The sequence below is a fragment of the Streptomyces sp. NPDC005866 genome (assembly GCF_040629895.1).
Taxonomy (GTDB): Bacteria; Actinomycetota; Actinomycetes; order Streptomycetales; family Streptomycetaceae; genus Streptomyces.
Genome location: NZ_JBEXWP010000002.1, coordinates 191,972 through 215,574, shown reverse-complemented (window position 1 = coordinate 215,574; position 23,603 = coordinate 191,972). Strand labels below are relative to the sequence as shown.

Here is a 23,603-nt window from a genome sequence, read left to right as displayed (position 1 = left end):
CGTTACAGGAACAGGCGGCGCCAGGTCTCCGGCCCCGGGTAGCCGTCGGCGGCGCCGCCGCGCCAGCCCTGGGTGCGCTGGAACGCCTCGACGGCCCTGCGGTCCGCCTCGCCCCAGGCCGGGCCCGGGCCGTCGGTGTAGAAACGGCCGAAGCCCTTCTTGACCAGCTGCCTGCCGAGCTGGGCGACGTAGTCGTTGGTGGCGCCCGGACGGAAGAGGTTCTTGCCGGGGTAGCCCGGCACCCCGTGCGAGGCGGGGGCGGGCGGGGCCGCGGCGGCGGGCTTGATGTCGTGGCCCCTTCCGGTGGCGAGGAGTTCCCAGGTGCGCGGGCCGGGCAGGCCGTCGGCCGCGGCACCGGTCCAGCCCTGGGCGAGCTGGAAGGCCCGGGTGGCCCGCTGGTCCGCGGTGTCCCAGACCGGACCTGGGCCCTTGGGGTAGTGGGTGCCGCCACCCCGGGCGACCAGCAGCCGGCCGAGCAGGGTGACGTACTTGTTGTCGGCGCCGGGACCGAAGTAGGCCGCGCCGGGGAACGGCACCGCCGTCTTCACGGCCTGGGCGCCGGCCGCGCCCCCTTCCGCGATCAGGCCCTTGTAGCGGTAGGGGACGTATTTGGCGGAGTTGCTCCAGTAGGCGTACGGCGTGGACTGGCGGCGGGTGCGCGGGGGTGTCTGCTCGTACGCCGTGTAATAGGTGTGCGTGTAGTCCGTCCAGCCGCCGAAGATCACGACGTGGGAGCCCTTCTCGGGGTTGTCCGGGTTGTGGAAGAGCAGGATGTCGCCGGGCTGGAGCTCCGCCTTGGTGATCTTCGTGCCGAACTGGCCGAGGCTGCCCGTCCACTCGTTCCCGGTCAGCTTCCAGGCCATCGAGACATAGCCGGAGCAGTCCTGCCGGTATCCGTCCGTCCAGTAGAGGGACATGCTGTACGGCACCTTGGCGGCGACCCAGATCTTGGCCCGGTTGATGATCTCCGTTCGGGTGATGGGGGGTGTCGTGACCGGGCCGGGCGCGGGCTTGCCGCCCCGGCCGTGCAGGGGCGCCTTGGTGCCCTGCGGGGTGTCGGGCTCCCCGTCCGCGGGGGCGGCGGACCGGTGGGGGGCGGGCGGGGTGCTGTGGGCGGCGGCCGTCGGGGCGCTCGCGGCGAGGGCGGCGGACGCGGCGGCCACGACCAGGACACCCCGGGCGGCCGGGTGCCCGCCGAAACGCCCGGGCAGCGGGTACGGGCCGACCCGCCGCCAGTGGACGCATCCGGGGCATTCGCAGTCGTTCGCGGGGTTGAATTCCTCGAATACCGGGGCCGGCATGCGATTCGCCTCACACTTCGGGTGGGTATGTCCGGGACTGTGCACATTGATCAGTTTCCCAACCGTCCTCCCAGTGCGCATGCTGACGGTCCGAATGATGTACGGCAGGGGGCGGACGGGGGTCCCCCTGGTTGGCCGGTGGCCGGGAGCACCACCGGCCGTCGGGTAGAGTTCTCGCGTCAGCACGCGCCGCTAGCTCAGTTGGTTAGAGCAGCTGACTCTTAATCAGCGGGTCCGGGGTTCGAGTCCCTGGCGGCGCACAGACACTCAGAAGGCCCTCCGCAGCAGCGGGGGGCCTTTTGGCGTACGACCCCACCGTCACAGGGGGCGGCTTCAGCGCCTTGTGCCCCTTTATGTCAACAACCGACACGGTCGATCCATACCATCACCACAGGTTCCACAATGAACGCGTATGACCGGTAAACACCGCGTTTCGCTCTTGCGATCATGCTGAGCACCGTAGAACCCTGGTTGTCCAAAGTGCCGATGATTCGCGGCACTTGGGGGGGTAGGTAACCGGTTGCCAGATCTGCGGGGTGAGGGGCCCGGCCATGAATCGGTGCCGAGGGGGGCATCATGCAACCGGACGGTCACGGTCTGTGTCCAGAGTCTGTGGAACGACTGTGCCCCGCCATTGACGCGCCCGACCGGGTCGAGGGGGACCTGAACGGGCGGTGAGACCGACAGACACGCGCTGACCTGCGCGTGTGGGGGGATGACTCATGACGTCGACGCCGACCGGCGCCCGGCAGGAACAGGGATACGACCCGTCACAGACCACACAGCTCAGAGTGCCCGCGCACCGGAGCACCACCGGCGCTCTGGGCCGGATCAAGAAGACTCTGCCGAGATACGACTACGAGCACTACAGCAGGCTCGCGGGCCCCCTCACCCAGCCCGATCCGAGCAAACCGTACAAGGTGCAGTACCGCTCACTGCTCTCCCAGGAGCCGCACCGCCTCCGCGCCGCCCTGATGCTGGGCGCGGCCCCGCTGCTCTCGCTGGTGCTGCTGACCTGGCTGCTGCAGCCCGGGCACTGGACCCAACGCGACTACCCGGCCTACGACTTCCTGCCGGCCCTCGACATCGTGATGCTGGTGTCGATCGGCCTGATCGAGTTCTTCCGCTGTATGAACGTGCTGTCCAACGCGCACGCCACCCTGGTGGCCCGCGACCCGGTCCCGGTGGTCCCGGAGACCGGCACCCGGGTCGCGTTCGTCACCACGTTCGTGCCCGGCAAGGAACCGCTGGACATGGTCACCCGGACCCTGGAGGCGGCGGTCCGGCTGCGCCACCGGGGCCTGCTGCACATCTGGCTGCTCGACGAGGGCGACGATCCCGAGGTGAAGCAGGTCTGCGCGCGCCTGGGCGTGCACCACTTCACCCGCAAGGGCGTCGAGAAGTGGAACCAGCCCAGGGGCCCGCACCGCGCCAGGACCAAGCACGGCAACTACAACGCCTGGCTGGAGGCGCACGGCGACGAGTACGACTTCTTCGCCTCCGTCGACACCGACCATGTCCCACTGCCCAACTACCTGGAGCGGATGCTGGGTTACTTCCGTGACCCGGACGTCGGCTTCGTCATCGGCCCACAGGTGTACGGCAACTACGACACGTTCGTCACCAAGGCCGCCGAGTCCCAGCAGTTCCTCTTCCACGCCCTGATCCAGCGGGCCGGCAACCGCTACGGCGCCCCCATGTTCGTCGGCACCTCCAACGCCGTACGGATCAGGGCGATCAAACAGGTCGGCGGCCTGTACGACTCGATCACCGAGGACATGGCCACCGGCTTCGAGATCCACCGCACCAAGAACCCCGCCACGGGCCGGAAATGGCGCTCGGTGTACACCCCGGACGTGCTCGCGGTCGGCGAAGGCCCGAACGCCTGGACCGACTTCTTCACCCAGCAGCTCCGCTGGTCCCGGGGGACGTACGAGACGATCCTCAAGCAGTACTGGAAGGGTCTGTTCACGCTGTCGCCGGGCAAGCTCTTCAACTACACGATGATGATCATCTTCTACCCGATGTCCGCCCTCAACTGGATCCTCGCGGCCCTGAGTTGCGCGCTGTTCCTGGGGCTGGGCGCCTCGGGCGTGAACATCGACCCCACCGTGTGGCTGATGCTCTACGGCAACGCCTCCGCGCTCCAGATCGGCCTGTACATCTGGAACCGGCGGCACAACGTCTCCCCGCACGAGCCGGAGGGCTCCGGCGGTGTGGCCGGCATGGTGATGTCGGCGCTGTCCGCGCCGGTCTACGCCCGCTCGCTCATGGACGCCGTGCTGCGCCGCAAGAGCAGGTTCGTGGTCACGCCCAAGGGCGAGTCGGCCAGCCCGGACACGCTGTTCGGGACGTTCCGGATCCACTGGTTCTTCATCCTGGTCTTCGGCGGCTCGCTCGCCGCCGGCTTCGCCGGCGGCCACTCGCACCCGGCGATGCTGACCTGGGCGACGCTGGCGCTGCTCATCACGGCGGCCCCGATCTTCGCCTGGCAGTACACGCTGCGCAAGCAGAGCAGGACGCCCGCGGTGGCCGCCGAGCCTCAGGACGCGGTGCCGCCCGGGTACACACGCGCGGCGCACGCCCCGCAGCAGCGGCCCCACTGGGCGCCCGCGGGCAGCGGCGGGAACACGGAGGACACCATGCGGATCGCGCTCGGCGGGCTGGGGGGACGTAACGAATGAACGACAGTGCCGGCCGCCGCCGGGCTCGTCGTCTCGCGATCGGCACGGCGGTGGTTCTCGCCCTGGCCGGGATGAACGGGCCGTGGGTGTACCGCTTCGGGTCCGCGGAATACCACCAGTACAAGATCAACAGACCGGAGTACAAGGCCGAGAACGGCCACTGGGACGTCATCGAGTTCCCGAAGGAGTACCGCCAGGACACCATCCACGCGATGCTCCTGCACACCGGGAAGGTGCTGCTGGTCGCGGGCTCGGGAAACAACCAGGACAACTTCGACGCGAAGATCTACGACAGCCGGATCTGGGACCCGGTCAAGGGCACCGTCAAGAAGGTGCCCACCCCGGCCGACCTGTTCTGCACCGGACACACCCAGCTCGCCGACGGCAACATCCTGATCGCCGGCGGCACCAAGCAGTACGAGAAACTCAAGGGCGACGTCAAGAAGGCCGGCGGCGTCATGATTCTCTACAACGAGAACCCCGACAAGCCGATGACCCTGCCCCAGGGCACCAGGTTCACCGGCAAGGGGAACGGCAAGGCGTTCCTCTCCGACGACCCGGTGCTGATCCCGCGCGCGACGAAGGTCTTCGACAAGAAGACCGGCAGGTTCCTGCGGAACAACCCCGGTTACGCGCGGGTCGTCGTCGCGGCGCCGAAAGAGGGCACCCGGTACGAGACCGGCACCCAGGACAACTACAACATCGAGGGACTGACCGGCGCCGACGCCCGCAACACCTATGGCATCGCCAACAAGCTCGGCATGGACAAGCGGGACTTCGAAGGCATCAAGGGCGCCTACGAATTCGATCCGGTGGCCGAGAAGTACATCAAGGTCGACCCGATGAACGAGGCACGCTGGTATCCGACGCTCACGACGCTGTCGGACGGGAAGATCCTCAGTGTCTCCGGGCTCGACGACATCGGGCAGCTGGTGCCGGGCAAGAACGAGGTCTTCGACCCGGCGACCAAGACATGGACGTACACCAAGTACAAACGCCAGTTCCCGACCTATCCCGCGCTTTTCCTGCTGCAGAACGGCAGGCTCTTCTACTCGGGCTCCAACGCCGGGTACGGACCGGACGACGTCGGGCGCGACCCCGGGATCTGGGACGTGGACACCAACCGGTTCACCAAACTCCCCGGGCTGAGCGATCCGAGCATGCTGGAGACGTCCGGGACCGTGCTGCTGCCTCCGGCGCAGGACGAGAAGTACCTGGTGGTCGGGGGCGGTGGGGTCGGGGAGTCCGAGCTGTCGACGAACAGGACGCGGCTGATCGACCTGAAGAACGCCGACCCGGAGTTCGTGGACGGGCCCTCGCTGGAGAAGGGGACGCGGTATCCGCAGATCTCGGTGCTGCCGGACGACTCCGTGCTGGTGTCGGGCGGCTCCGAGGACTACCGGGGGCGCGGCGACTCCGACATCAGGCAGGCACGGATCTATGACACGGCCACGAACTCCTTCAAGAGGGTGGCCGATCCGCTGGTGGGGCGGAACTACCACTCCGGGTCGATCCTGCTGCCCGACGGCCGGGTCATGTTCTTCGGGTCCAACCCGCTGTTCGCGGACAAGGCGAACACCAAGCCGGGGGTTTTCGAGCAGCGGATCGAGATCTACACACCGCCGTATCTCTACCGGGGCTCACGGCCGTCCCTGAGCGGGGGGCCGCAGACCATCGCCCGCGGGGAATCGGGGACGTTCACGTCTCAGCATGCCTCGGCCGTCAAGAAGGTGCGGTTGATCCGGCCCAGTGCGACGACGCATGTGACGGACGTGGACCAGCGGTCGGTCGCGCTGGATTTCACGGCGTCGGGGAACCGGATCACGGTGACGGTGCCGAAGAACCGGAACCTGGTGCCGTCGGGGTGGTACATGGTGTTCGTGGACGACGATCAGGGGACGCCGAGTGAGGCGCGGTGGGTGAAGGTGCCGTAGTTCTTCTGCCGTAGCGCTCCCGCGGGCCTGGACTTCGGGTGCGGGAGCGCTGTGGCTCGGCAGTTCCCCGTGCCTTTAGTGCCGCAACAGGCACTAGGTTTCTGACCCTTGCGCCAGCTTCAAGGCGTACGTCGGCCACCAACCGCCGGCCTGGGGGCCGCCCTTGCAGGTGCCGTCCGACTCGCCCGGGCGTTTGACCCACAGGTAGGCGTCCACCAGCGGGTCCGCCGTCTTCCTGGTCGGCGTTTCTCCCAGGGCCCTGCCCGGCGGGTTGCACCACCGTTCGTTCGGATCGCCCCCCGCATAGGGGCCGTTGCCGTTTCGGCTCGTGTCGATCACGAAGTGTTTGTTGCCGACCTGCTCCGAGAGTTGCTTGCCGTAGGTGATGGAGTCCCGGGTGGAGTAGAAGTTGGAGACGTTGACCGCGAAGCCGTCCGCCTGGGTGACGCCCGCCTGTTGGAGGGGCTGGTGGATCTGGTCGGGGTGGCCCCAGCCGGCGTTCCCGGCGTCCAGATAGACCTTCGTGTTCTTCAGGGACTTGAGCTTGGCGATCGCGTCGCGCAGCAAGTCGTAGCGTTCCTCGGCGAACTGGCCGTGGGTACAGCCGTCGACCAGGTGCAGTACGGCGTCCGGCTCCAGGATCACCGTGGCGGGGCGGTCCTGGATGCCCCGGGCGACCCCGTCGATCCACGCCCGGTAGGCGTCACCGTCGGCCGCGCCGCCCTGGCTGTACTGGCCGCAGTCGCGGTGCGGGATGTTGTAGAGGACCAGAAGGGCCGTGCGGTCGGACTTCTGCGCGGCCTCGGTGAAGCCGCGTGCCTCCTGCTCCGGGTTCTCCGGGCCGATCCACTCACCGGTCGGCTGTTCCGCTATCTTGCGGATCTGCTCGGCGTCGGTGTCCTTGCCGGCCTTCGCGTAGGCCTTCACCTGGCGGGCCGCGTTGGAGTCGGGGTTCACCCAGAACGGGTCCGTCTTCTTGGGCTGTTGCGTGATGGTCGCGCCCGGATCCGCGGTGTTGGGCCTGTCGTCGCCGCCTCCGCCCGAGGAGCAGCCTGCGAGAAGCAGCGCCGCTCCCAGTGCCCACGCCCAGGCCGGCGGCCGGGCCCCCCTGCTGTCGTACATCCAATTCCCCCCTGGGTGCACTTGGCCAAGGTCCCAATCGTGACATACCCACCGCACTCGTCACGAGGTCGCACAGCCTTGTCGGTGAGCTGTTACAGCCCAAGTTGACGGGCGGGCAGGAGGCTTGGCGAGCGCGGTCGAGGACCGGTCCGGCTCTACACGGCGGTTCCCTTTCCGGTGAGGTACGCCGAGACGACCACGTTCGCCGTGTAGCTGTGGGTCGTCCGGTCGAAGGTGCCGCCGCAGGTGATCAGCCGGAGTTCGGCGCGGCCCGACTCGCGGGTGCCGTAGGCCGCCTGGGCGTCGAAGTGGTCGCGGGGCACGACCCGTACGTCGTCGATGGTGAACTCGGCGACCGTGCCGTCGGCGCGGACCACGCGGATCGTCTCACCGGGACGCAGGGCGCTGATCTTGTAGAAGACCGCGGGCCGGGTCTCGGTGTCGACGTGCCCGACCAGGAGCGCGGTGCCGGCCGCCCCGGGTTCGGCGCCGGAGCCGTACCAGCCGACCACGCCGGGCTGGTCGAAGGGCGGTGGGTCGATCCCGCCCTGCCCGTCCAGGCCGCGGGCGACCACGGGAGCCTGCACGCCCAGGTCCGGTATGTCGATGCGCTCGGGCGGGGCCGAGTTCAACGGCTTTGCGGCGGGCGGGAGTTCGGTGCCAGCCGGGCGGCCGACGGCGGCCACGTCGCCCGTGGTGGGGCCGGATATGCCGTCGGGTACCTCGGTCACCCCGCGGCCCCACAGCCACAGCCCGAGCAGCAGGATCGCCCAGGCCACGCCGGTCAGCAGCCGTCCGGTGCCGGCGGATCGTTCGGTGTCGTCGGACATTGTCGTGCCGTCTCCTCAGCGTGAGCCTCGGCTCCGTCGGGCGCCCAGCAGCCCGACGGCGGCCGCAGCGAACCCGGCGAGGACGAGACCGGTGACCGCCTGCGCGGTGTCGGGACCGGCCGAGCGCGGCTCCACCGAGGCGAGCGGAGCGGTGCCGCCGCCGCCCGCGTGCACGGGCGCGACCGGTGTGGCGGGTAGGACGGCGGATCCGTCCGGCCGCCCGGCCTGCGACTGCGGCTGGGACTGGGACTGGGACGACTGGCCTACGACGGTGATGCTGCCGGTGATGACAGCGCCGGCGCAGGTGACCTTCACGGCGTAGGAGCCCGCGCCGATCGTGGAGCGGACCTGGCTCTCGCCGGCCAGGGTGCCGTCGTAGCCGCTGAGGCGGGCGTCCGAGACGAAGGCCGCCGAGGAGGCGGCGCCGGTCGTACCGGAGCAGCCGTTCACCCGCAGTGCGACGACCGAGCCCGGGGCCGGGGAGGCCGGGGTCACGGTGACTCCCTGGCCGTCCGCCGCACGGGCGGCCGCCGGGGAGAGGCCGGCGGCGCAGGCCAGGAATCCGGTACAGACAGTGAGGCGAAGTGAGCCCATCGTGAACCTCCAGATATCTGGAGGCTCCCCCGCACCGGGCGCCCCCGCATCCTCGGGGGGCGCCGCATTGCTCCGTACGGGTGAGGGCAGGTTTGGTGCCTGCCGGTCAGACGCGGTCGACGAGGTCCGCGATCGAGTCCACGATCTCGGAGGGACGGAAGGGATAGCGGTCGACGTCGTCCGGCTGGGTGACGCCGGACAGCACAAGGAAGGTGCGCATCCCGGCCTCCAGGCCCGCGAGGACGTCGGTGTCCATCCGGTCGCCGATCATCGCGGAGCTCTCCGAGTGGGCGCCGATCGCGTTGAGCCCGGCCCGCATCATCAGTGGGTTGGGCTTGCCGACGAAGTACGGCTTCTTGCCGGTCGCGGCGGTGATCAGCGCGGCGACCGAGCCGGTGGCGGGCAGGGCGCCCTCGGTGGACGGGCCGACGTTGTCGGGGTTGGTGGCGACGAAACGGGCACCGCTGTTGATGAGGCGCACGGCCTTCGTCATGGCCTCGAAGGAGTAGGTGCGGGTCTCCCCGAGGATCACGAAGTCGGGTTCGTGGTCGGTGAGGATGTAGCCGATGTCGTGCAGCGCGGTGGTCAGACCGGCCTCGCCGATGACGTAGGCGCTGCCGCAGGGCCGCTGGTCGTCCAGGAACTGTGCGGTGGCCAGGGCGGAGGTCCAGATGTTCTCAACCGGCACGTCCAGACCCATCCGGCGCAGCCGTGCGTGCAGGTCACGGGCGGTGTAGATGGAGTTGTTGGTGAGGACCAGGAAAGGGCTCTCGGAGTCCCGCAGCTTCTTCAGGAAGGCGTCCGCTCCGGGGATCGGGACACCCTCGTGGATGAGGACGCCGTCCATGTCGGTGAGCCATGACTCGATGGGCTTGCGGTCTGCCATGTGGTGCGTCTCCTGGCGTGCGGCTGGCGTACGTGCGGTCATGGGTGTGCTGGGGCGCCGGAACCACGGCGTACCGACGTCCCCAGCCTAGTCAAACCGCCTGATCCTGAACCTGGTCAGGACCGGGTGATCTGCACTCCGTCGACCATGCGGTACCAGTTGTTCAGTACCGGTGTTTCCGCCGTGCCCGGTGGATCAGCTGCCGGTGGCGGACTTCCGGTCCTCGACGTACGACGTGTGGTCCGTGTCGATGTCGTTCCAGCCGGGCGAGAAGATGTCGACGCCGTCCATCAGCTTGGTCAGCGTGATGGCGTTGGCGTCGACGGCCTTGATGTCGAAGTCGTGCATGGCCTTGATCAGTACGGCCGTGCCGTCGCCGGCGACACCCGGGGTGGAGTACTGCAGCTTGTCCGTGACGGAGTCGAACCGGATACCGCTGCTCATGCGAGCACTCCCGGCAACTGCGCGACGGAGTCCAGCACATGGGTCGCCCCGGCCGCCCGCAGCGCGTCCGCGTCATGCACGCCGGTCAGCACACCGGCGACCAGGCCCGCGCCGGCCCGGACGCCGGTGAGCATGTCGTACGAGGTGTCGCCGGCGACGGCGACCTGGCGGACGTCGTCCGCGGCGGCCGTGCGCAGCAGCGCGGTGAGGACCATGTCGGGGTACGGCCGCCCCCGGCCCCCGGCGTCGGCGGGGCACAGGGTGAGCGGCACCAGGTCCTGCCAGCCGAGGGCGGCGAGGATCGCGTCCTGGGTGGCGCGGGCGAACCCGGTGGTGAGGACGACGGTACGGCCGCCCGCCCGGAGTTCCTCGATGGTCTCGCGCGCGCCGGGCAGGGCGTGGACCCGGCCGCCGTCGACGAGTTCGGCGTACGCCGCCTCGAAGGCCCTGTTGGCCTCCTGGGCCTTGGTCTCCTCCCCGAACAGATGCCGGAAGACCGAGATCTTGGACTCGCCCATGGTGGCGCGGACGTAGTCGGTCATCTGGCCGGGGTCCGCGCCCAGATGGCGGGCCGCCGCCGTGAACGCCTGCTCGACGAGCCCGCCGTCCGCGACGGTCGTACCGGCCATGTCGAGCACGACGAGCCGGATGTCATCGGTCGTGGAGGTCATCTCTCTCACCAGCCCAGTTCGTTCGCGGTCGTCTCGGCTATCGCGGGCGAGCAGGTCATACCGCGCCCGCCGGGCCCGGTGACCAGCCACACCCCGTCGCTCACCTGCTGCCGGTGCACGACCCGGGTCGTGTCGGTGCACTGCGCGTACACACCGGCCCAGCGGTGCCGGATACGCGGGAGCGGCCGGCCGAGAAGGGACTCGACGACTCCGGTGAGGTGCTCGTACGGCTCCTCGACGGTGTCGAAGGCGAAGGGGTGCTCGTACTCGTGGGTGTCACCGATGGTCAGTCCGCCGTCGGCGCGCTGCACCATGAGCAGTTGCATACGGTGTACCGCCGCCGTCTCCGGCTGCGGCTGGCCGGCGTTGAGCTCGTCCAGGGCCGGGGAGGCGTACGCCGGGTAGTAGCGGAAGCTGTCGGCGTCCGCGACCGAGGTGGGCAGGGGTTCGCCGAGCGGGTCGGTCTGCATCATCTGGAGGCGGACGCGGCGCACCGGCAGGTCGGGTCCGGCCAGCTCGCGGACCAGGCCGCCGAGCCAGGCGCCGGTGCACAGGACGACGGCATCGGCGTGGTGGACGTCGCCGTGGTCGTCGCGGACCGTGCCGGGGCCGGTCACCTCGCGGACCTCCCGGCCCGTCAGGAAGGTGTAGTTCGGGGACTTCAGCAGCTCGGCGCGGAGGGCGAGCTGGGCGGTGCGCGGCTCGACGGCCGCGTCCCGCTCGCAGTGGAGGGCGGCGTCGAAGGTGCCGCGCAGGGCGGGGTTCAGGGCGCGGGCCTCGGCGGGCGTGAGCAGCTTGTGGCCACGGGCGGGCGCGTCCTCACGGGCCACGGCGGCCTCGGCGACGGCGAGTTCGTACGCGCCGCGCACCGGGGTCAGCGACCCGTTGGCCCGGAAGCCGAGCCCGGGCACCCGGCCGCCGATCTCCTCCCACAGCTCCCGCGCCCGCAGGGCGGTTTCGAGTTCCTCTCCGCCCGCGCGCCCGCTCACCCAGATCTGCCCGAAGTTGCGCAGCGAGGCGCCGCGGGCTTCGGCCTCGCGCTCGATCTGCACGACCTGGTGCCCGCGTTCCACTGCCTGCCAGGCGTGCATGGTGCCCACCACGCCTGCTCCGACGACTGTCACTCTCACGACCGACACGCTCCTTGTGACCGGGGAACCGGAAGGGTCCGGCTGACAACGAGAGCGTGAACTGGGCATCACGTTTGGGCTAGACCCGTTATTCTTTTGTGACATTTGGAGATGGTCGAAACAGCATTTCTCCACCGCTCCAGCCGCTCCAGCCGCTCCAGTCGCTCAGCCGCGAAGGTGGGCCGTGAAGGAGAACCGGTCCCCCCGGTACAGCGACCGCACCCGCTCCAGCGGCCGCCCCTCGGTGTCCCGTGACACCCGGTGGATCAGCAGCATCGGCAGGGCCGGCGGGGTGCCGATGAGGAGGGCCTCACGCGGGGTGGCCAGCACGGTCTCGATGCGCTCGTCGGCGTCCCCGAAGGCGATGCCCTTCTCGTGCAGATAGCCGTAGAAGGAGGATTCGGGGTCGAAGTCGGAGTCGAGGTCGGGGACCCGGGCCGCGGCGACGTAGGTGCTCTCCAGGCCGACCCGCTCGTCGTCGGCGAGCAGCACGCGCTCCAGGTGCCAGACGGGTTCGCCGCGTTCGAGGCCGGTCTCGGCGGCGAGGGCGGCCGGGCAGGGGAAGCGGTCGAGGGTGACCAGGCCGCGGCCGGGGGTGCGCCCCTGCCGCCGTACGCCTTCGGTGTAGCTGGCGAGGGACAGCGGCTGCTCCAGCTTGGGCCCGGCGACGACCGTGCCGCGCCCCTGCCGACGGAGCTTGCCTTCCAGCACGAGCTCGCGCAACGCCTGCCGGACGGTCTCACGGGCGACCCCGTACTCCTCCGACAGATCGCGTTCGGTGGGGATGAGACTGCCCTCCCCCAGCTCGCCGACGAGATGATCGATCCGTGCCTTCACCGCGTAGTACTTCGGGATGCGGCCGTGCTCGGGGATGCCTGAGCGGACGGGGGCGCCGGGGGCCTGGTCGTTCGGGTAGTCCACGCAGGGATGGTCGCAGACGGCGCTTTCATCGTCGGTTACGGGTCGAGGGATGCGGGCCGCCGTCGTCGGTTACGGGTCGAGGGATGCGGGTCGCCGTCGTCGGTTACGGGTCGAGGGATGCGGGTCGCCGTCGTCGGTTACGGGTCGAGGGATGCGGGTCGCCGTCGTCGGGTACGGGCCGTCGGCCACGGTCGCTGTCGTCGGGCACCGGCCGTCGGACACGACTCACCGCCGTCTGCGGGCCAGCAGGAACGCGCTGCCCCCTACGGCGAGCAGGGCGACGACGGCCGCGAACAGACCGTGGGCCAGGCCGAGGCCGGTGCGGGCCAGTTCGCGGGCGCGTTCCCCGGCCGCCTCGGCCTCCTCGGCGAAGGGCAGGGCGCCGCCCGGGGAGGCGGTGGGGGTGACCTCAGGGGTGGCCCCCGGGCTGCTGCCGGGGCTGGCGTTCTGGGTGGTACCCGGGGAGGTCTGCGGGCCGACCTCCGCGCCGATGGAGGGTACGGCTGGGGCGACGCTCGCGGGCGGCGGTTCGCCGCCGATGCCGAAGCGGTAGTCGTTCGACTCCCCCACCCACTCCCCGTCCGACCCCCGCCGCTGTACGGCGGCCGCGTTGACCGTGACCGCGTTCGGTGCGGCGTCGGAGGCGACGGCGAGCCTGACCTTGACCGAGACGGTCGCCCCGGGCGCCACGGTGAGTCCCGGGAAGTCGTCCCCGTCGAACACGCCGACCAGCTCGGACTCGTCGGTCTCCGTCAGCCGCACCGGGCGGGTGTGCGGGCCGTCGTAGAACTCCAGCTCGGTCTGGGACGCCTTGAGGGCCCGCTTGTCGTCGACGAGGACGACGACCGGGTGGACGTCGGCGCAGGTGCGGTCGGTGGTGTTGGTGAGGTCGAGGTACCAGGTGCCGTAACCGCCGCCGGCCTCGTAGGACGAGGGGCCGTCGTGGATGCGGGTGGTGAAGGGGAAGCCCTGCTTGCCGGTGCCCGCGCAGGACGCCTCGGCGACGGCAGGGGCGGCGGTCGCCGACGGCACGGGGGCGAGAACGGCGGCTGCGGCCACGCAGAGGGACAGGGACGTGCTCAGTCGCATGATCATGTGATCATGCCGGGTACCGCCGGGACCGGGCCGGTGCCACTCCGCGGGGGCGGACCAATCCGCTCGAACAGCCCCATGCCGTCAGCCGTCCGCGCGACCGAACAGCGGGGCGAGCAGCAGTTGGGCCGCGCCCTCCGCGACTCTCCGGTCGCTGCCCGGGGCGAGCCGGACGGGGACGGCCGTACCGAGGCTGCCCTCCCGCCGGGCGCGTTCGTCGAGGACGGCGGCGACTCCGCGGACGAAGGTCTCCGGGGCGGCCGCGACCGTACGGCCGCCGAGCAGCACGAGGTCGATGTCGAGCAGCGCTGCCAGGTTCGCGGCCCCGGCGCCCAGGACACGCGCCGCCTCACCCGGGTCCTGGCGGCCCACCGCCGCCAGGCACAGCGCCTCGATGCAGCCCCGGTTGCCGCAGTGGCAGGGGGGCCCGTCCAGCTGGATGACCTGGTGCCCGAACTCCCCCGCCCCGGTCCGCGCCCCCCGGTGCACGCTGTCGCCGATGACCAGGCCGGCGCCGAGTCCCGTACCGAGGTGCAGATAGGCGAAGGAGCCGCCCTCGCCGCCGACGGCGAGTCCGAGGGCGGCCGCGTTGCTGTCCTTGTCGACGACGACCGGCACCCCGAGCCGCTCGGCGAGCGCGTCCCGCAGCGGGAAGCCGTCCCACTCGGGGAAGCCGGTGACCCGGTGCAGCACACCGTGGGTGTGGTCGAGCGGGCCTGGCGCCGCGACGCCGACGCCGAGGACCTCTTCGGGCACCTCCTCGCGCAGCTCGCCGACCAGCCGCGCGGCCGCCCCCAGCACGGCCGCCGCCCCCGCCCCCAGATCCAGCTCCCCGTACCGCTCGCCGACGACCGTGCCGTCGAGGTCGACCAGTACGGCACGCAGCTCGTCCCGGTCGAGTTGCAGCCCCACCGCGTGCCCGGCCTCCGGCACCAGCCGCAGTACGGTGGCCGGCTTGCCCCCCGTGGACGCGCGCCGCCCGGCCTCCGCTGCGAGGCCCTCCTCGCGCAGCCGGGCGGTGATCTTGCTGACCGCCTGCGGGGTGAGCCCGGTCCGCTCGGCCAGTTCGAGCCGGCTGATGCCGTCCTCCCCGGCCGTGCGCAGCAGATCCAGCACCAGCGCGGTGTTGTGACTGCGCACGGCGAGCAGATTGGCTCCGGCCGTGCCCGGTCCGCTGTTCGTCCTGTTCACGCCACCTATTCTCCCTCCCGCTTGCACTTTGGCAACAGCGTTGCGAAAGTAGGACGCATGACAGCTGCCACTCCCCTGCGCGTCGGCCTCATCGGCTACGGCCTCGCCGGATCCGTCTTCCACGCCCCCCTGATCGCCGCCACCGAGGGCCTCGCCCTGGACACGGTGGTCACCTCGAACCCCGAGCGGCAGGCGCAGGCGCGGGCCGAGTTCCCGGGCGTCCGGACCGTCGCCGGCCCCGACGAGCTGTTCGACCGGGCCGACGGACTCGACCTGGTCGTCATCGCCTCCCCGAACAAGACGCATGTCCCGCTGGCGACGACCGCGCTCAAGGCGGGCCTGCCGGTCGTGGTCGACAAGCCGGTCGCCGGCACCGCGGCCGAGGCGCGTGAGCTGGCCGCCCTCGCCGAGGAACGCGGCCTGCTGCTCTCGGTCTTCCAGAACCGCCGCTGGGACAACGACTTCCTGACCCTCCGCAAGCTGCTCGAGGAGGGCGAACTCGGTGACGCCTGGCGCTTCGAGTCCCGCTTCGAACGCTGGCGCCCGCAACCCAAGGGCGGCTGGCGCGAGTCCGGCGACCCGGCAGAGATCGGAGGTCTCCTCTACGACCTCGGCAGCCATATCGTCGATCAGGCCCTGGTCCTCTTCGGCCCGGTAACCCAGGTGTACGCCGAGTCGGTGATCCGCCGGGCCGGCGCGGAGACGGACGACGACACGTTCATCGCGCTCACCCACGCCAACGGTGTCCGCTCACACCTCTACGCCTCGGCGACGGCGGCCCAGCTCGGCCCCCGCTTCCGGGTGCTGGGCTCGAAGGCGGGTTACGTCAAGTACGGCCTGGACCCGCAGGAGGCTGCGCTGCGCGAGGGCCGGCGCCCGGGCCCCGGATGGGGCGTCGAGCCGGAGTCTGTCTACGGCCGGATCGGCGCCGGAGAGTCCCCGGTCACCGGCGGCGGCCGTGCCGTCCCGACCCTCCCCGGCGACTACCCCGCGTACTACGCGGCCGTGGCCAAGGCCCTGCGGGGCGAAGGCCCCAACCCGGTGACCGCGCTGGAGGCGGCCGCCGCCCTGGACGTCCTGGAAGCAGCCCGCCGCTCGGCGCTCGAAAAGGTGACGGTGACCCTCTGATGCAGCACCACCCGCAGATCACCCCGAAGTCCACCCCCGAACTCACTCCGTCCGTGGAGGAGTTGGAAGCTCAGCAACGCCGCCTGGTTTTCCGGCAGTTCACCTACGACGACGCATGGGCCCTCGGCTCCCTGCTGGTGGAGATGGCACGGGAGCGCCAGGCCCCGGTGGCCATCGACATCCACCGCGCCGGCCAGCAGCTCTTCCACGCGGCCCTGCCCGGCTCGACCCCCGACAACGACGCCTGGATCGCCCGCAAGCGCCGGGTGGTGGAGCGCTACGGCTCCGCGTCCTACCTGGTGGGAGCCCGCTTCCGGGCGAAGGGCACGGCGTTCGAGGAGTCCTCACGCCTGGACCCGGACGCCTACGCGGCACACGGGGGTTCCTTTCCGATCACGGTGGAGAACGTGGGCGTGATCGGTTCGGTGACGGTGTCGGGCCTGCCACAACTCCAGGACCACCGCTTCGTGGTGGAGGCCCTGGAGCGATTTTTGGAGGCGTAGCCGACAAAAAGGGGCGCGGGGCTGTGTTCGATATGCGGCTACCGCCGCGTGGGCGCGACCAGCCACATCCGGCCCGCGGACAACCGACCGGCACAGTTCCCCGCCCCTCCCAGCGGAGCGCCTACGCGTCCTTGAACTCCTGACGCTGCTTGCCCAGCCCCGCGATCTCCAGCTCCACCACGTCGCCGCCCCGCAGATACGGCTTCGGCTCGGGCGCGCCGAGCGCCACTCCCGCCGGGGTCCCCGTGTTGATGACGTCCCCGGGGTAGAGCACCATGAACCGGCTGACGTACCGCACGACTTCCGCGACCGAGAAGATCTGCTCGGCGGTGGTCCCGTCCTGCTTCAGCTCCCCGTTGACCCAGAGCTTCAGCGACAGATCCTGCGGGTCCCCGACCTCGTCCGCGGTGACCAGCCACGGCCCGAGCGGGTTGAACGTCTCGCAGTTCTTCCCCTTGTCCCAGGTCCCGCCCCGCTCGATCTGGAACTCCCGCTCGGACACGTCGTGCGCCACGGCGTAGCCGGCGACGTACGCCAGCGGGTCCTCGTCGTCGGCCAGATAACGGGCCGTACGCCCGATGACGACGGCGAGCTCGACCTCCCAGTCGGTCTTCACGGACCCTCGCGGGACCAGCACCGTGTCGTTCGGCCCCACGACCGTGTCCGCGGCCTTGAAGAAGATGACCGGCTCGGCCGGCGGCTCGGCCCCCGTCTCGCGGGCGTGGTCGTGGTAGTTGAGCCCGATGCACACGATCTTGCCGATCCGCCCCAGCGGCGGCCCGATCCGCAGCCCGGTCGCGTCGAGCGCGGGCAGCTCCCCGGCGTCGGCGGCGGCCCGGACCCGGCCGAGCGCCGCGTCGTCGGCGAGCAGCGCCCCGTCGATGTCGTCCACGAGACCCGACAGGTCCCGCAGGGTCCCCCGGGCGTCGAGCAGCGCGGGCCGCTCCGCCCCCGCCGTACCGACTCGCAGCAGCTTCATGGTCGTCACCATCTCCCTTGATAGCGGGCGCCCGGCCGATGGGTGCAGCCATCGGAGGACTGGTCGATCCTCCAAGATGCGGATGCGGCGGGCAATACCCTGTTCACGTACTGGACCATAGGTACCGGCACCCTCATCGATACAGCACAGCCCGCTCGACGGCACTCCACGTCGTACTGGTCACCACATGCAGCGCGGCGGCCAGCGGCACCACGGCCACGGTGAGCAGCGTGAAGTACGACAGGTACGGCGTGACCTTGGTGACCGCACCGAGCCCCGGCACCTGCTCATCCGCCACGCCACCGCCCACCGCCCCCGCCGCCGTCCGCCTGGCGCGGAGGAAGGTGAAGGTGGCGACCGCGGCGACGAGGGCGAACAGCACCGGATAGACCAGCCCTGCACCCCCGAACCAGGTGCGACGGGTGTCCTACGCGGCGGTCGCCGGGAGGGCGTGCCCGGGGGCTCGTGGGCGGCTACGACCCTTGGCATCCGGATGGCGCTGCGGCAGGAAGGCCGTGCGCCGGGCCCGGTCGCGTATCGCCGTACGGATCCGGATGGGCGGCACGGCGGGCGCGGAGCGTGCGGCGAGGACGGAGGAGACCGCGAGGGCCGCGTCGGCAGCGACGGTCGCTGCGAGCGCGACGGTGGTGAAGAGGCTGCCGGAGTCGAGTAGAAGAAGGTCGAGCAGGAGGAGCAGCAGTACGGCCGCGGGACGCGAGGGCAGGGCCCAACGGTGGTTCGCGCGCATGCCCACCCCCCTCCGCATCACTGCCCTTTATGCATGATCCGTCTCCAGCGGCTCCAGGAGCCGCTTCGGCTTGAGGAGCGCCCGGCTGACCGGGTCGGCCGGGTCGGGGTCGAGCCCGGGGCCCGGCGTGATGACAACGTCCCAGACGGGTACGACGGTTCCACAGGCGGGGCATTCGCCGTACGACCCGAGCTCGGTGCCGCAGTCGGCGTGCCGGAAGTAGCGCAGCCGGCAGTCCATGAGGTGCTCGCGTCCCCAGACGGCGAGGGCGCGCAGCGCGGGAAAGAGAGCGATCCCGCGGTCGGTGACGACGTACTCGTCCCGGGGCGGCGACTCCTGGTACCGGCGCTTCTCCAGGATCCCCTCCTCGGTGAGCGTCTTGAGGCGGGCCGACAGGACGGCGCGCGGGATGCCGAGGTGGACGAGGAAGTCGTTGTAGCGCCGTACGCCGTAGAGCGCGTCGCGGACGACGAGCAGCGTCCAGCGCTCGCCGACGACCTCCAGCGCGCGAGCGATCGAGCACTCCTGCGTCACATAGTCCTTGCCCAGTGCCATGGGACCACCTTAGTCAGTTTCCCTGCCGCTGGTTCAATGAACGAACCGACGATGCTACGGTACTGCCATGACTAGGTTCAGTGAAAGAACTCTGAAGCGTGCGAGTCCTTCTGCCGTGACCGAGCCGCCCCCGGAAGCGTCCCCCGAACCGTCCCCGAGTGGCCGCCCCACACTGGCCCTGACCAGCGCCGCGACCGCCGTCGCCCTGATGACGTACACAGCCCCGATGGTCACGCTCCCGGACACGGCCGCCGCCCTGCACACCCCCCTCTCCGCACAGGCCTGGCTCCTGAACGGCACCCCGCTCGGCCTTGCCGCCCTCCTGCTGGTGGCGGGCAGCCTGGCCGACGACTACGGCCGCCGCCGTATCTTCGTCGCCGGCACCCTCGCCCTCGGCCTGACCACCGCCCTCGGCGGCCTCACGACCTCCACCTGGGCCTTCACCCTCGCCCGGGTGGCGCAGGGCGCGGCAAGCGCGGCGATCCTGGCGAGCAGTCTGGGCCTGCTGGTGGCCGCGTTCCCCAGCCCGCGCGGCCGGCTGCACGCGACGGGGGTGTGGGGCGCGTTCGTCAGCGGCGGCATCGCGCTCGGCCCACTGGTCGCCGGGGCGATGCCCAACTGGCGGGTCGCCTACGCCGTGCTGGGCGCGGCCGCGCTGCTGCTGGGGGCACTGTCCTTCCGCGCACTGACGGAGTCCCGCTCACCGCGAGGCGGCCGCCCGGACGTGGCCGGAGCCCTGACCTTCGGCCTGGCCCTGGTGGCGCTGGTGGCGGCCCTGACCCTTGGCCGCGACGGCTGGCTGCGGGCACCGGTGGGCCTGCTGCTGGCGGCGACCGTGGTGCTGCTGGCCGTCTTCGCTTTCGTCGAACGCCGATTCTCGGCTACGCCCATGATCGACCTGGCCCTCCTCCGCAGCCCCCGCTTCCTGTCCTCCTCCGCCGGCGGCCTGTTCACGGGCCTGACGGTGATAGGCCTGTTCAGCTATCTGCCGGCGCTGCTCCAGCAGACGCTGGGGATGTCCGCGATGGACACGGCGTGGCTGTTCCTGCTCTGGTCCGGCCTGTCCTTCACGGTCGCGCTCCAGGCGAAACGGCTGGCGGGCCGGGTGTCACCCCGTTGGCAACTGGCCGTCGGCTTCCTGCTGCACGCGGGCGGCGCACTGACGATGCTGGGCGCGCTGGACGCGGGCTCATGGCCGAGACTGCTGCCGGGCCTGGTCCTCGGCGGGGTGGGCAGCGGCCTCCTGAACGCCGCGCTCCCGCTCCTGGCGGTGGAGTCGGTCCCACCCGCCCGGGCGGCGATGGGCTCGGGCGCCCAGCAGACGTTCCGCTACATCGGCTCCTGCGCGGGCGTGGCCCTGACGATCGCCCTGGCCACGTCGTCCGGCGGCGGCCTGACCCACGGGGCGGATGTCGCGATGGTGGTGTCGGCGGGGGTGGCTGCGCTGGGCGCGGTGAGCGTGGTGGCGCTGCGGGAGCGGGAGCGGGAGCGGGAGCGCTAGAGGATCGGTACGACAGGGCCCGGGGCGGCGCTACGTCCGCGGCCGCATCGACACCGACTCCCCCCACACCACCATCCGGTACCGCGAGGTGAACTCGGGCGTGCAGGTGGTGAGGGTGATGTAGTAGCCGGGCCCCTTGTACCCGTACGACGGCTTCACGATCGACCGCGGCACGGCCCGGATGACCCCCAGCCGGTGCCGCACGCCAGCCAGTACCGCAAGCCAACCGGAGCCGTAGAGATTCCCGCCCCTCCCCCTCTTCACGATCACTTCCTCCACGGGTTTTAGAAAGCGCTGCCGAAACCCTCGACAACCTCGCGCGCCGCACCAGATGCTTCCTGTTGGCATGCGGGGGGACGAGTCAACACCGGTCCGGGACAAGGCGAACCGGTGCTTGAGCCGCACGGAGAGGTTGAGAAACAGCCATGATCCGACGCAGAACACTCCTGGCCGCCGCGGGAGGCGGCCTCCTGGGCAGCACCCTGGCCACCGGCACGGCCCGCGCCGACGCGACCATCGCCGTCAGCCCGTCGACGTCGTACGGCACCTGGGAGGGCTGGGGCACCTCGCTGGCCTGGTGGGCGAACGTCTTCGGCGCCCGCGACGACTTCGCCGACATCTTCTTCACCACCAAGTCGACGACGTACAACGGCACGTCGCTCCGCGGCCTGGGCCTGAACATAGCCCGGTACAACCTGGGCGGATGCAGCTGGAACAGCGTGAACGGCGAGAGCATGGTGGCCTCCGCCAACATCCCCGCGTTCAAGCAGATCGAGGGCTACTGGCAGGACTGGAACAACGAGGACCCCACCTCCTCGGCCTGGGACTGGACGGCGGACGCGACCCAGCGCGCGATGCTCGTGAAGGCGGTGAACCGGGGCGCGACCGCCGAACTCTTCGCCAACTCCCCCATGTGGTGGATGTGTTACAACCACAACCCGTCCGGCGCCTCCGACGGCGGCAACAACCTCCAGTCCTGGAACTACCGCCAGCACGCGTCCCACCTGGCCGCCGTCGCCCTCTACGCCAAGAACAACTGGGGCGTGAACTTCGCAACGGTCGAGGCCTTCAACGAGCCCTCGTCCTCCTGGTGGACCGCGACCGGCACCCAGGAGGGCTGCCACATGGACGCCACGGTCCAGTCGGCCGTACTCCCCTACCTGAGAAGCGAGTTGAACACCCGAGGCCTGACCGGCACGAAGATCTCGGCCTCGGACGAGACGAGCTACGACCTGGCCCGCACCACCTGGAACTCCTTCTCCTCCACCACCAGGGGCTACGTGGACCGCGTGAACGTCCACGGCTACCAGGGCTCGGGCGGCCGCCGGGACCTCCTCTACACGGACGTCGTGACGACGGCCCACAAGGCCCTCTGGAACTCCGAGACCGGCGACAACGACGGCACCGGCTACACCCTCGCCTTCAACCTCCTCTACGACTTCCGCTGGCTGCACCCCACCGCCTGGGTCTACTGGCAGGTCATGGACCCGTCCTCGAACTGGGCGATGATCGCGTACGACGCCAACACCCTCGCGGCAGGCGCCATCACCACCAAGTACTACGTAATGGCACAATTCAGCCGCCACATCCGTCCCGGGATGAAGATCCTGGACACCGGCGTGAGCAACGCGGTGGCGGCCTACGACAGCTCGGCGAAGCGCCTGGTGATAGTCGCCCTCAACACAGCCACCTCCGCCCAGACCTTCACCTTCAACCTCTCCGGCTTCACCACGGTGACCGGCGGCACCGGCGGCCTGGTCCCGCGCTGGAACACGGTGACGACGGGCGGGGACCTGTACAAGGCGTACTCGGACACGTACGTGTCGGGGAAGACGGTGGCGGTGTCGGTGCCGGCGAAGGCGGTACAGACCCTGCAGATCGACGGCGTGACGATCTGACGCACACCTGCCGCCCCTGAACAGGCGGGGGTACGGAAACGGCCGCACCCCCGCCTGCTCACTGAACCCGCACGGTCATCTCCACCCTCACGTGATCCCCCGCCGAGATCCCCTCCGGCTTGCGCACGGCACTCTTGAGCGGCAGCAGATACCCGCCGTCCTTGGGAAACAGCGAGGTCTCGAAGACAACGCCCCCTATCCGGGCCTCGACGGGGATGACACCCCAGCCGTACGAGGCCATGGCGGCGACGGCCCGAATGTCCTCGGACTCGTCCTCGGGCACGGGAACGAAGTAGTACGGCGCGGGCCCACGCCACTCGACGACCTGGCCCCCAAAGGCAAGCTGCATGAGACGAGTCTTACCCATCCCTCCCCATCTCTCCTTTGTCACCGACGGGCAGTACCGTGTGGCCATGCGCCCCGACACGCCTGCCGAGAACGTCGACCACACCGCCGAAGCGGCACGCCTGGAGCGGACCGCCGGCCTGTACCCCGAGGACGCGGAAGCACTGCTGTTGCAGGCCGCGGCCCACCTGGAACTGTCCGACGCCCGCCCCGCCGCGACCGCGCTCTACGACCGCCTGCTCTCCACCCCGGACAAACTGGAGAACGTGTCGCTGGTCCGCGCCCTGAAGGCGTCGAACCTGTGGGAGTACGACCACGAGGCAGAGGCCCGCGCGATCATCGGCGGCATCCGCACCACGTCTCCCCGGGACCCGGCCCCCTGGGTGATCGTGGCCGAGTCCCTGGAATCGCACGACGAGCTCGAGGCGGCGCACGACACGTTCACGGAGGCGGCAACGCTCCTCCTCACGGACGTAGCGGAACCCCCTTACGCGACGCACCCGCTGCTGTTCGGCCGCCATCGGGTCCGCCGCATGCTGGGCCTCCCCCATGACGACTGGGACGCCCTGGCCGAAACCGTGAACTCCTCCTCCATCTCCCTGGACGAACTCCACGACCCGAAGCGTGTCTGGTCCCTGGGCTCGGACAACCCGGCCGAACTGGAGGCGGAGATCTCCCGCCTACGGGCAGAGCTGGGCACCTACAGGGCGGCCCTGTCCCGCCCGTTCCCGGTAGCGGTCCTGCACTGGCCGACGGAGGAACTGTCGGAGTTGCTGTCGGCGTACCCGAACCTGGCAACGGAGTACCCCTCCCACCCCGAGCACCTCACGACCATAGAGTCCGCACTCCGCGAACTCTCAGCCTCCGGCACAGCCAACCTGGGCATCGTGACGGGCACGGTCCCGTCGTACGAGGCCTTCGCGGCATCGGAGGGCTCGCCGCCGGGGGACACGACGCTGTTGCCGCAGTACGCGACGACGCTGGCGGCGCGGGGGCGGGCGGTGGCTTGGCCGCCGCAGCGGACCTCGGACTGCTGGTGCGGCCAGGAGCAGTCGTATGACGCCTGCCACGGCGCATAGAGGCGGAGCCCGACCAAAACCCACCACGAGTTGTCAGTACATCCTGATACAACCAACTCAGCGATCA

At 70.5% G+C, this 23,603-nt stretch carries 21 protein-coding genes, 1 tRNA gene and 3 pseudogenes; 8 read left to right on the top strand and 17 right to left on the bottom strand.

Translation table 11 applies throughout. The features are described 5' to 3' along the window. Window positions 1-2: 2 nt before the first annotated feature. On the bottom strand, window positions 3-1,301 hold the full coding sequence (locus tag ABZ396_RS03450; protein ID WP_359183751.1) for a peptidoglycan-binding protein: 1,299 nt from the start codon (window positions 1,299-1,301) through the stop codon (window positions 3-5). Window positions 1,302-1,487: 186 nt separating this feature from the next. Here ABZ396_RS03450 and ABZ396_RS03445 point away from each other — a divergent pair. The 3 genes from ABZ396_RS03445 to ABZ396_RS03435 all read left to right on the top strand — a co-directional run bounded on the left by ABZ396_RS03445 (window position 1,488) and on the right by ABZ396_RS03435 (window position 5,919). Further along, a tRNA-Lys gene (locus ABZ396_RS03445) sits at window positions 1,488-1,561 on the top strand. Window positions 1,562-2,023: 462 nt separating this feature from the next. Further along, window positions 2,024-3,985: a glycosyltransferase family 2 protein gene (locus ABZ396_RS03440; protein WP_358922600.1), complete on the top strand. Its 1,962-nt coding sequence runs from the start codon at window positions 2,024-2,026 to the stop codon at window positions 3,983-3,985. Next, window positions 3,982-5,919: a kelch motif-containing protein gene (locus ABZ396_RS03435; RefSeq protein WP_358922602.1), complete on the top strand. Its 1,938-nt coding sequence runs from the start codon at window positions 3,982-3,984 to the stop codon at window positions 5,917-5,919. The genes ABZ396_RS03440 and ABZ396_RS03435 overlap by 4 nt, the downstream gene beginning before the upstream one ends. A gap of 93 nt (window positions 5,920-6,012) precedes the next feature. Here ABZ396_RS03435 and ABZ396_RS03430 read toward each other — a convergent pair whose 3' ends face one another. From ABZ396_RS03430 to ABZ396_RS03385, 10 genes and pseudogenes are all read right to left on the bottom strand, one after another. Further along, window positions 6,013-7,041, bottom strand: a complete 1,029-nt coding sequence (locus tag ABZ396_RS03430; RefSeq protein WP_358922604.1) for a glycoside hydrolase family 6 protein — start codon at window positions 7,039-7,041, stop codon at window positions 6,013-6,015. Window positions 7,042-7,196: 155 nt separating this feature from the next. Next, a complete protein-coding gene (locus ABZ396_RS03425) occupies window positions 7,197-7,871 on the bottom strand; it encodes a class F sortase (protein ID WP_358922606.1) in 675 nt (224 codons plus the stop codon). 15 nt (window positions 7,872-7,886) lie between these two features. Next, window positions 7,887-8,465, bottom strand: a complete 579-nt coding sequence (locus ABZ396_RS03420) for a hypothetical protein (RefSeq protein WP_358922608.1) — start codon at window positions 8,463-8,465, stop codon at window positions 7,887-7,889. Window positions 8,466-8,571: 106 nt separating this feature from the next. Next, complete coding sequence (locus tag ABZ396_RS03415) at window positions 8,572-9,351, bottom strand: HAD-IIA family hydrolase (RefSeq protein WP_358922610.1); 780 nt, start codon at window positions 9,349-9,351, stop codon at window positions 8,572-8,574. 195 nt (window positions 9,352-9,546) lie between these two features. Continuing rightward, window positions 9,547-9,762 (bottom strand): annotated as a pseudogene (locus ABZ396_RS03410) (hypothetical protein); the annotation flags it as partial. 29 nt (window positions 9,763-9,791) lie between these two features. Then, the gene (locus ABZ396_RS03405) at window positions 9,792-10,466 is read right to left on the bottom strand and encodes a phosphonatase-like hydrolase (RefSeq protein ID WP_358922612.1); all 675 of its coding nucleotides are present in this window, start codon (window positions 10,464-10,466) and stop codon (window positions 9,792-9,794) included. A 5-nt stretch (window positions 10,467-10,471) separates the two neighbouring features. Further along, window positions 10,472-11,596: a TIGR03364 family FAD-dependent oxidoreductase gene (locus ABZ396_RS03400; RefSeq protein WP_358922614.1), complete on the bottom strand. Its 1,125-nt coding sequence runs from the start codon at window positions 11,594-11,596 to the stop codon at window positions 10,472-10,474. Between the two features lie 165 nt (window positions 11,597-11,761). Next, entirely contained in the window at window positions 11,762-12,517 is a 756-nt protein-coding gene (locus tag ABZ396_RS03395; RefSeq protein ID WP_358922615.1) for a GntR family transcriptional regulator, read from the bottom strand. Between the two features lie 225 nt (window positions 12,518-12,742). After that, window positions 12,743-13,612 (bottom strand): hypothetical protein, encoded by an 870-nt coding sequence (locus tag ABZ396_RS03390; RefSeq protein WP_358922617.1) that lies wholly within the window; start codon window positions 13,610-13,612, stop codon window positions 12,743-12,745. 81 nt (window positions 13,613-13,693) lie between these two features. Next, window positions 13,694-14,800, bottom strand: a complete 1,107-nt coding sequence (locus ABZ396_RS03385) for an ROK family transcriptional regulator (protein ID WP_358922619.1) — start codon at window positions 14,798-14,800, stop codon at window positions 13,694-13,696. 57 nt (window positions 14,801-14,857) lie between these two features. Here ABZ396_RS03385 and ABZ396_RS03380 point away from each other — a divergent pair, with 57 nt between their 5' ends. Then, a complete protein-coding gene (locus ABZ396_RS03380; RefSeq protein WP_358922621.1) occupies window positions 14,858-15,928 on the top strand; it encodes a Gfo/Idh/MocA family oxidoreductase in 1,071 nt (356 codons plus the stop codon). Beyond that, window positions 15,928-16,431, top strand: a complete 504-nt coding sequence (locus ABZ396_RS03375) for a heme-degrading domain-containing protein (protein ID WP_358922622.1) — start codon at window positions 15,928-15,930, stop codon at window positions 16,429-16,431. The genes ABZ396_RS03380 and ABZ396_RS03375 overlap by 1 nt, the downstream gene beginning before the upstream one ends. Before the next feature lie 121 nt (window positions 16,432-16,552). Here ABZ396_RS03375 and ABZ396_RS03370 read toward each other — a convergent pair whose 3' ends face one another. The 4 genes and pseudogenes from ABZ396_RS03370 to ABZ396_RS03355 form a co-directional block, all read right to left on the bottom strand. Next, complete coding sequence (locus ABZ396_RS03370) at window positions 16,553-17,410, bottom strand: fumarylacetoacetate hydrolase family protein (RefSeq protein ID WP_358922624.1); 858 nt, start codon at window positions 17,408-17,410, stop codon at window positions 16,553-16,555. Between the two features lie 133 nt (window positions 17,411-17,543). Continuing rightward, window positions 17,544-17,819 (bottom strand): annotated as a pseudogene (locus ABZ396_RS03365) (hypothetical protein); the annotation flags it as partial. An 18-nt stretch (window positions 17,820-17,837) separates the two neighbouring features. Continuing rightward, window positions 17,838-18,158 carry a DUF6412 domain-containing protein gene (locus ABZ396_RS03360; protein ID WP_358922626.1) on the bottom strand — a complete coding sequence of 107 codons (321 nt, stop codon included), beginning with the start codon at window positions 18,156-18,158 and terminating at the stop codon, window positions 17,838-17,840. A 27-nt stretch (window positions 18,159-18,185) separates the two neighbouring features. After that, window positions 18,186-18,713, bottom strand: coding sequence for a helix-turn-helix domain-containing protein (locus tag ABZ396_RS03355; protein ID WP_358922628.1), 528 nt, complete (start codon window positions 18,711-18,713; stop codon window positions 18,186-18,188). A gap of 115 nt (window positions 18,714-18,828) precedes the next feature. Here ABZ396_RS03355 and ABZ396_RS03350 point away from each other — a divergent pair, with 115 nt between their 5' ends. Beyond that, on the top strand, window positions 18,829-20,214 hold the full coding sequence (locus ABZ396_RS03350) for an MFS transporter (protein ID WP_358922630.1): 1,386 nt from the start codon (window positions 18,829-18,831) through the stop codon (window positions 20,212-20,214). Between the two features lie 30 nt (window positions 20,215-20,244). On the opposite strand, the pseudogene ABZ396_RS03345 reads toward ABZ396_RS03350, so the two are convergent. Next, window positions 20,245-20,403: pseudogene (locus tag ABZ396_RS03345) on the bottom strand (class E sortase); the annotation flags it as partial. A gap of 236 nt (window positions 20,404-20,639) precedes the next feature. Between ABZ396_RS03345 and ABZ396_RS03340 the strand changes: the two are divergent. Next, the gene (locus tag ABZ396_RS03340) at window positions 20,640-22,112 is read left to right on the top strand and encodes a beta-1,6-galactanase (RefSeq protein ID WP_358922632.1); all 1,473 of its coding nucleotides are present in this window, start codon (window positions 20,640-20,642) and stop codon (window positions 22,110-22,112) included. A gap of 58 nt (window positions 22,113-22,170) precedes the next feature. Here ABZ396_RS03340 and ABZ396_RS03335 read toward each other — a convergent pair whose 3' ends face one another. After that, window positions 22,171-22,461 (bottom strand): DUF1905 domain-containing protein, encoded by a 291-nt coding sequence (locus ABZ396_RS03335; protein WP_358922634.1) that lies wholly within the window; start codon window positions 22,459-22,461, stop codon window positions 22,171-22,173. A 64-nt stretch (window positions 22,462-22,525) separates the two neighbouring features. On the opposite strand from ABZ396_RS03335, the gene ABZ396_RS03330 reads away from it, so the two are divergent. Further along, complete coding sequence (locus ABZ396_RS03330; protein WP_358922636.1) at window positions 22,526-23,536, top strand: hypothetical protein; 1,011 nt, start codon at window positions 22,526-22,528, stop codon at window positions 23,534-23,536. Window positions 23,537-23,603 lie beyond the last annotated feature (67 nt).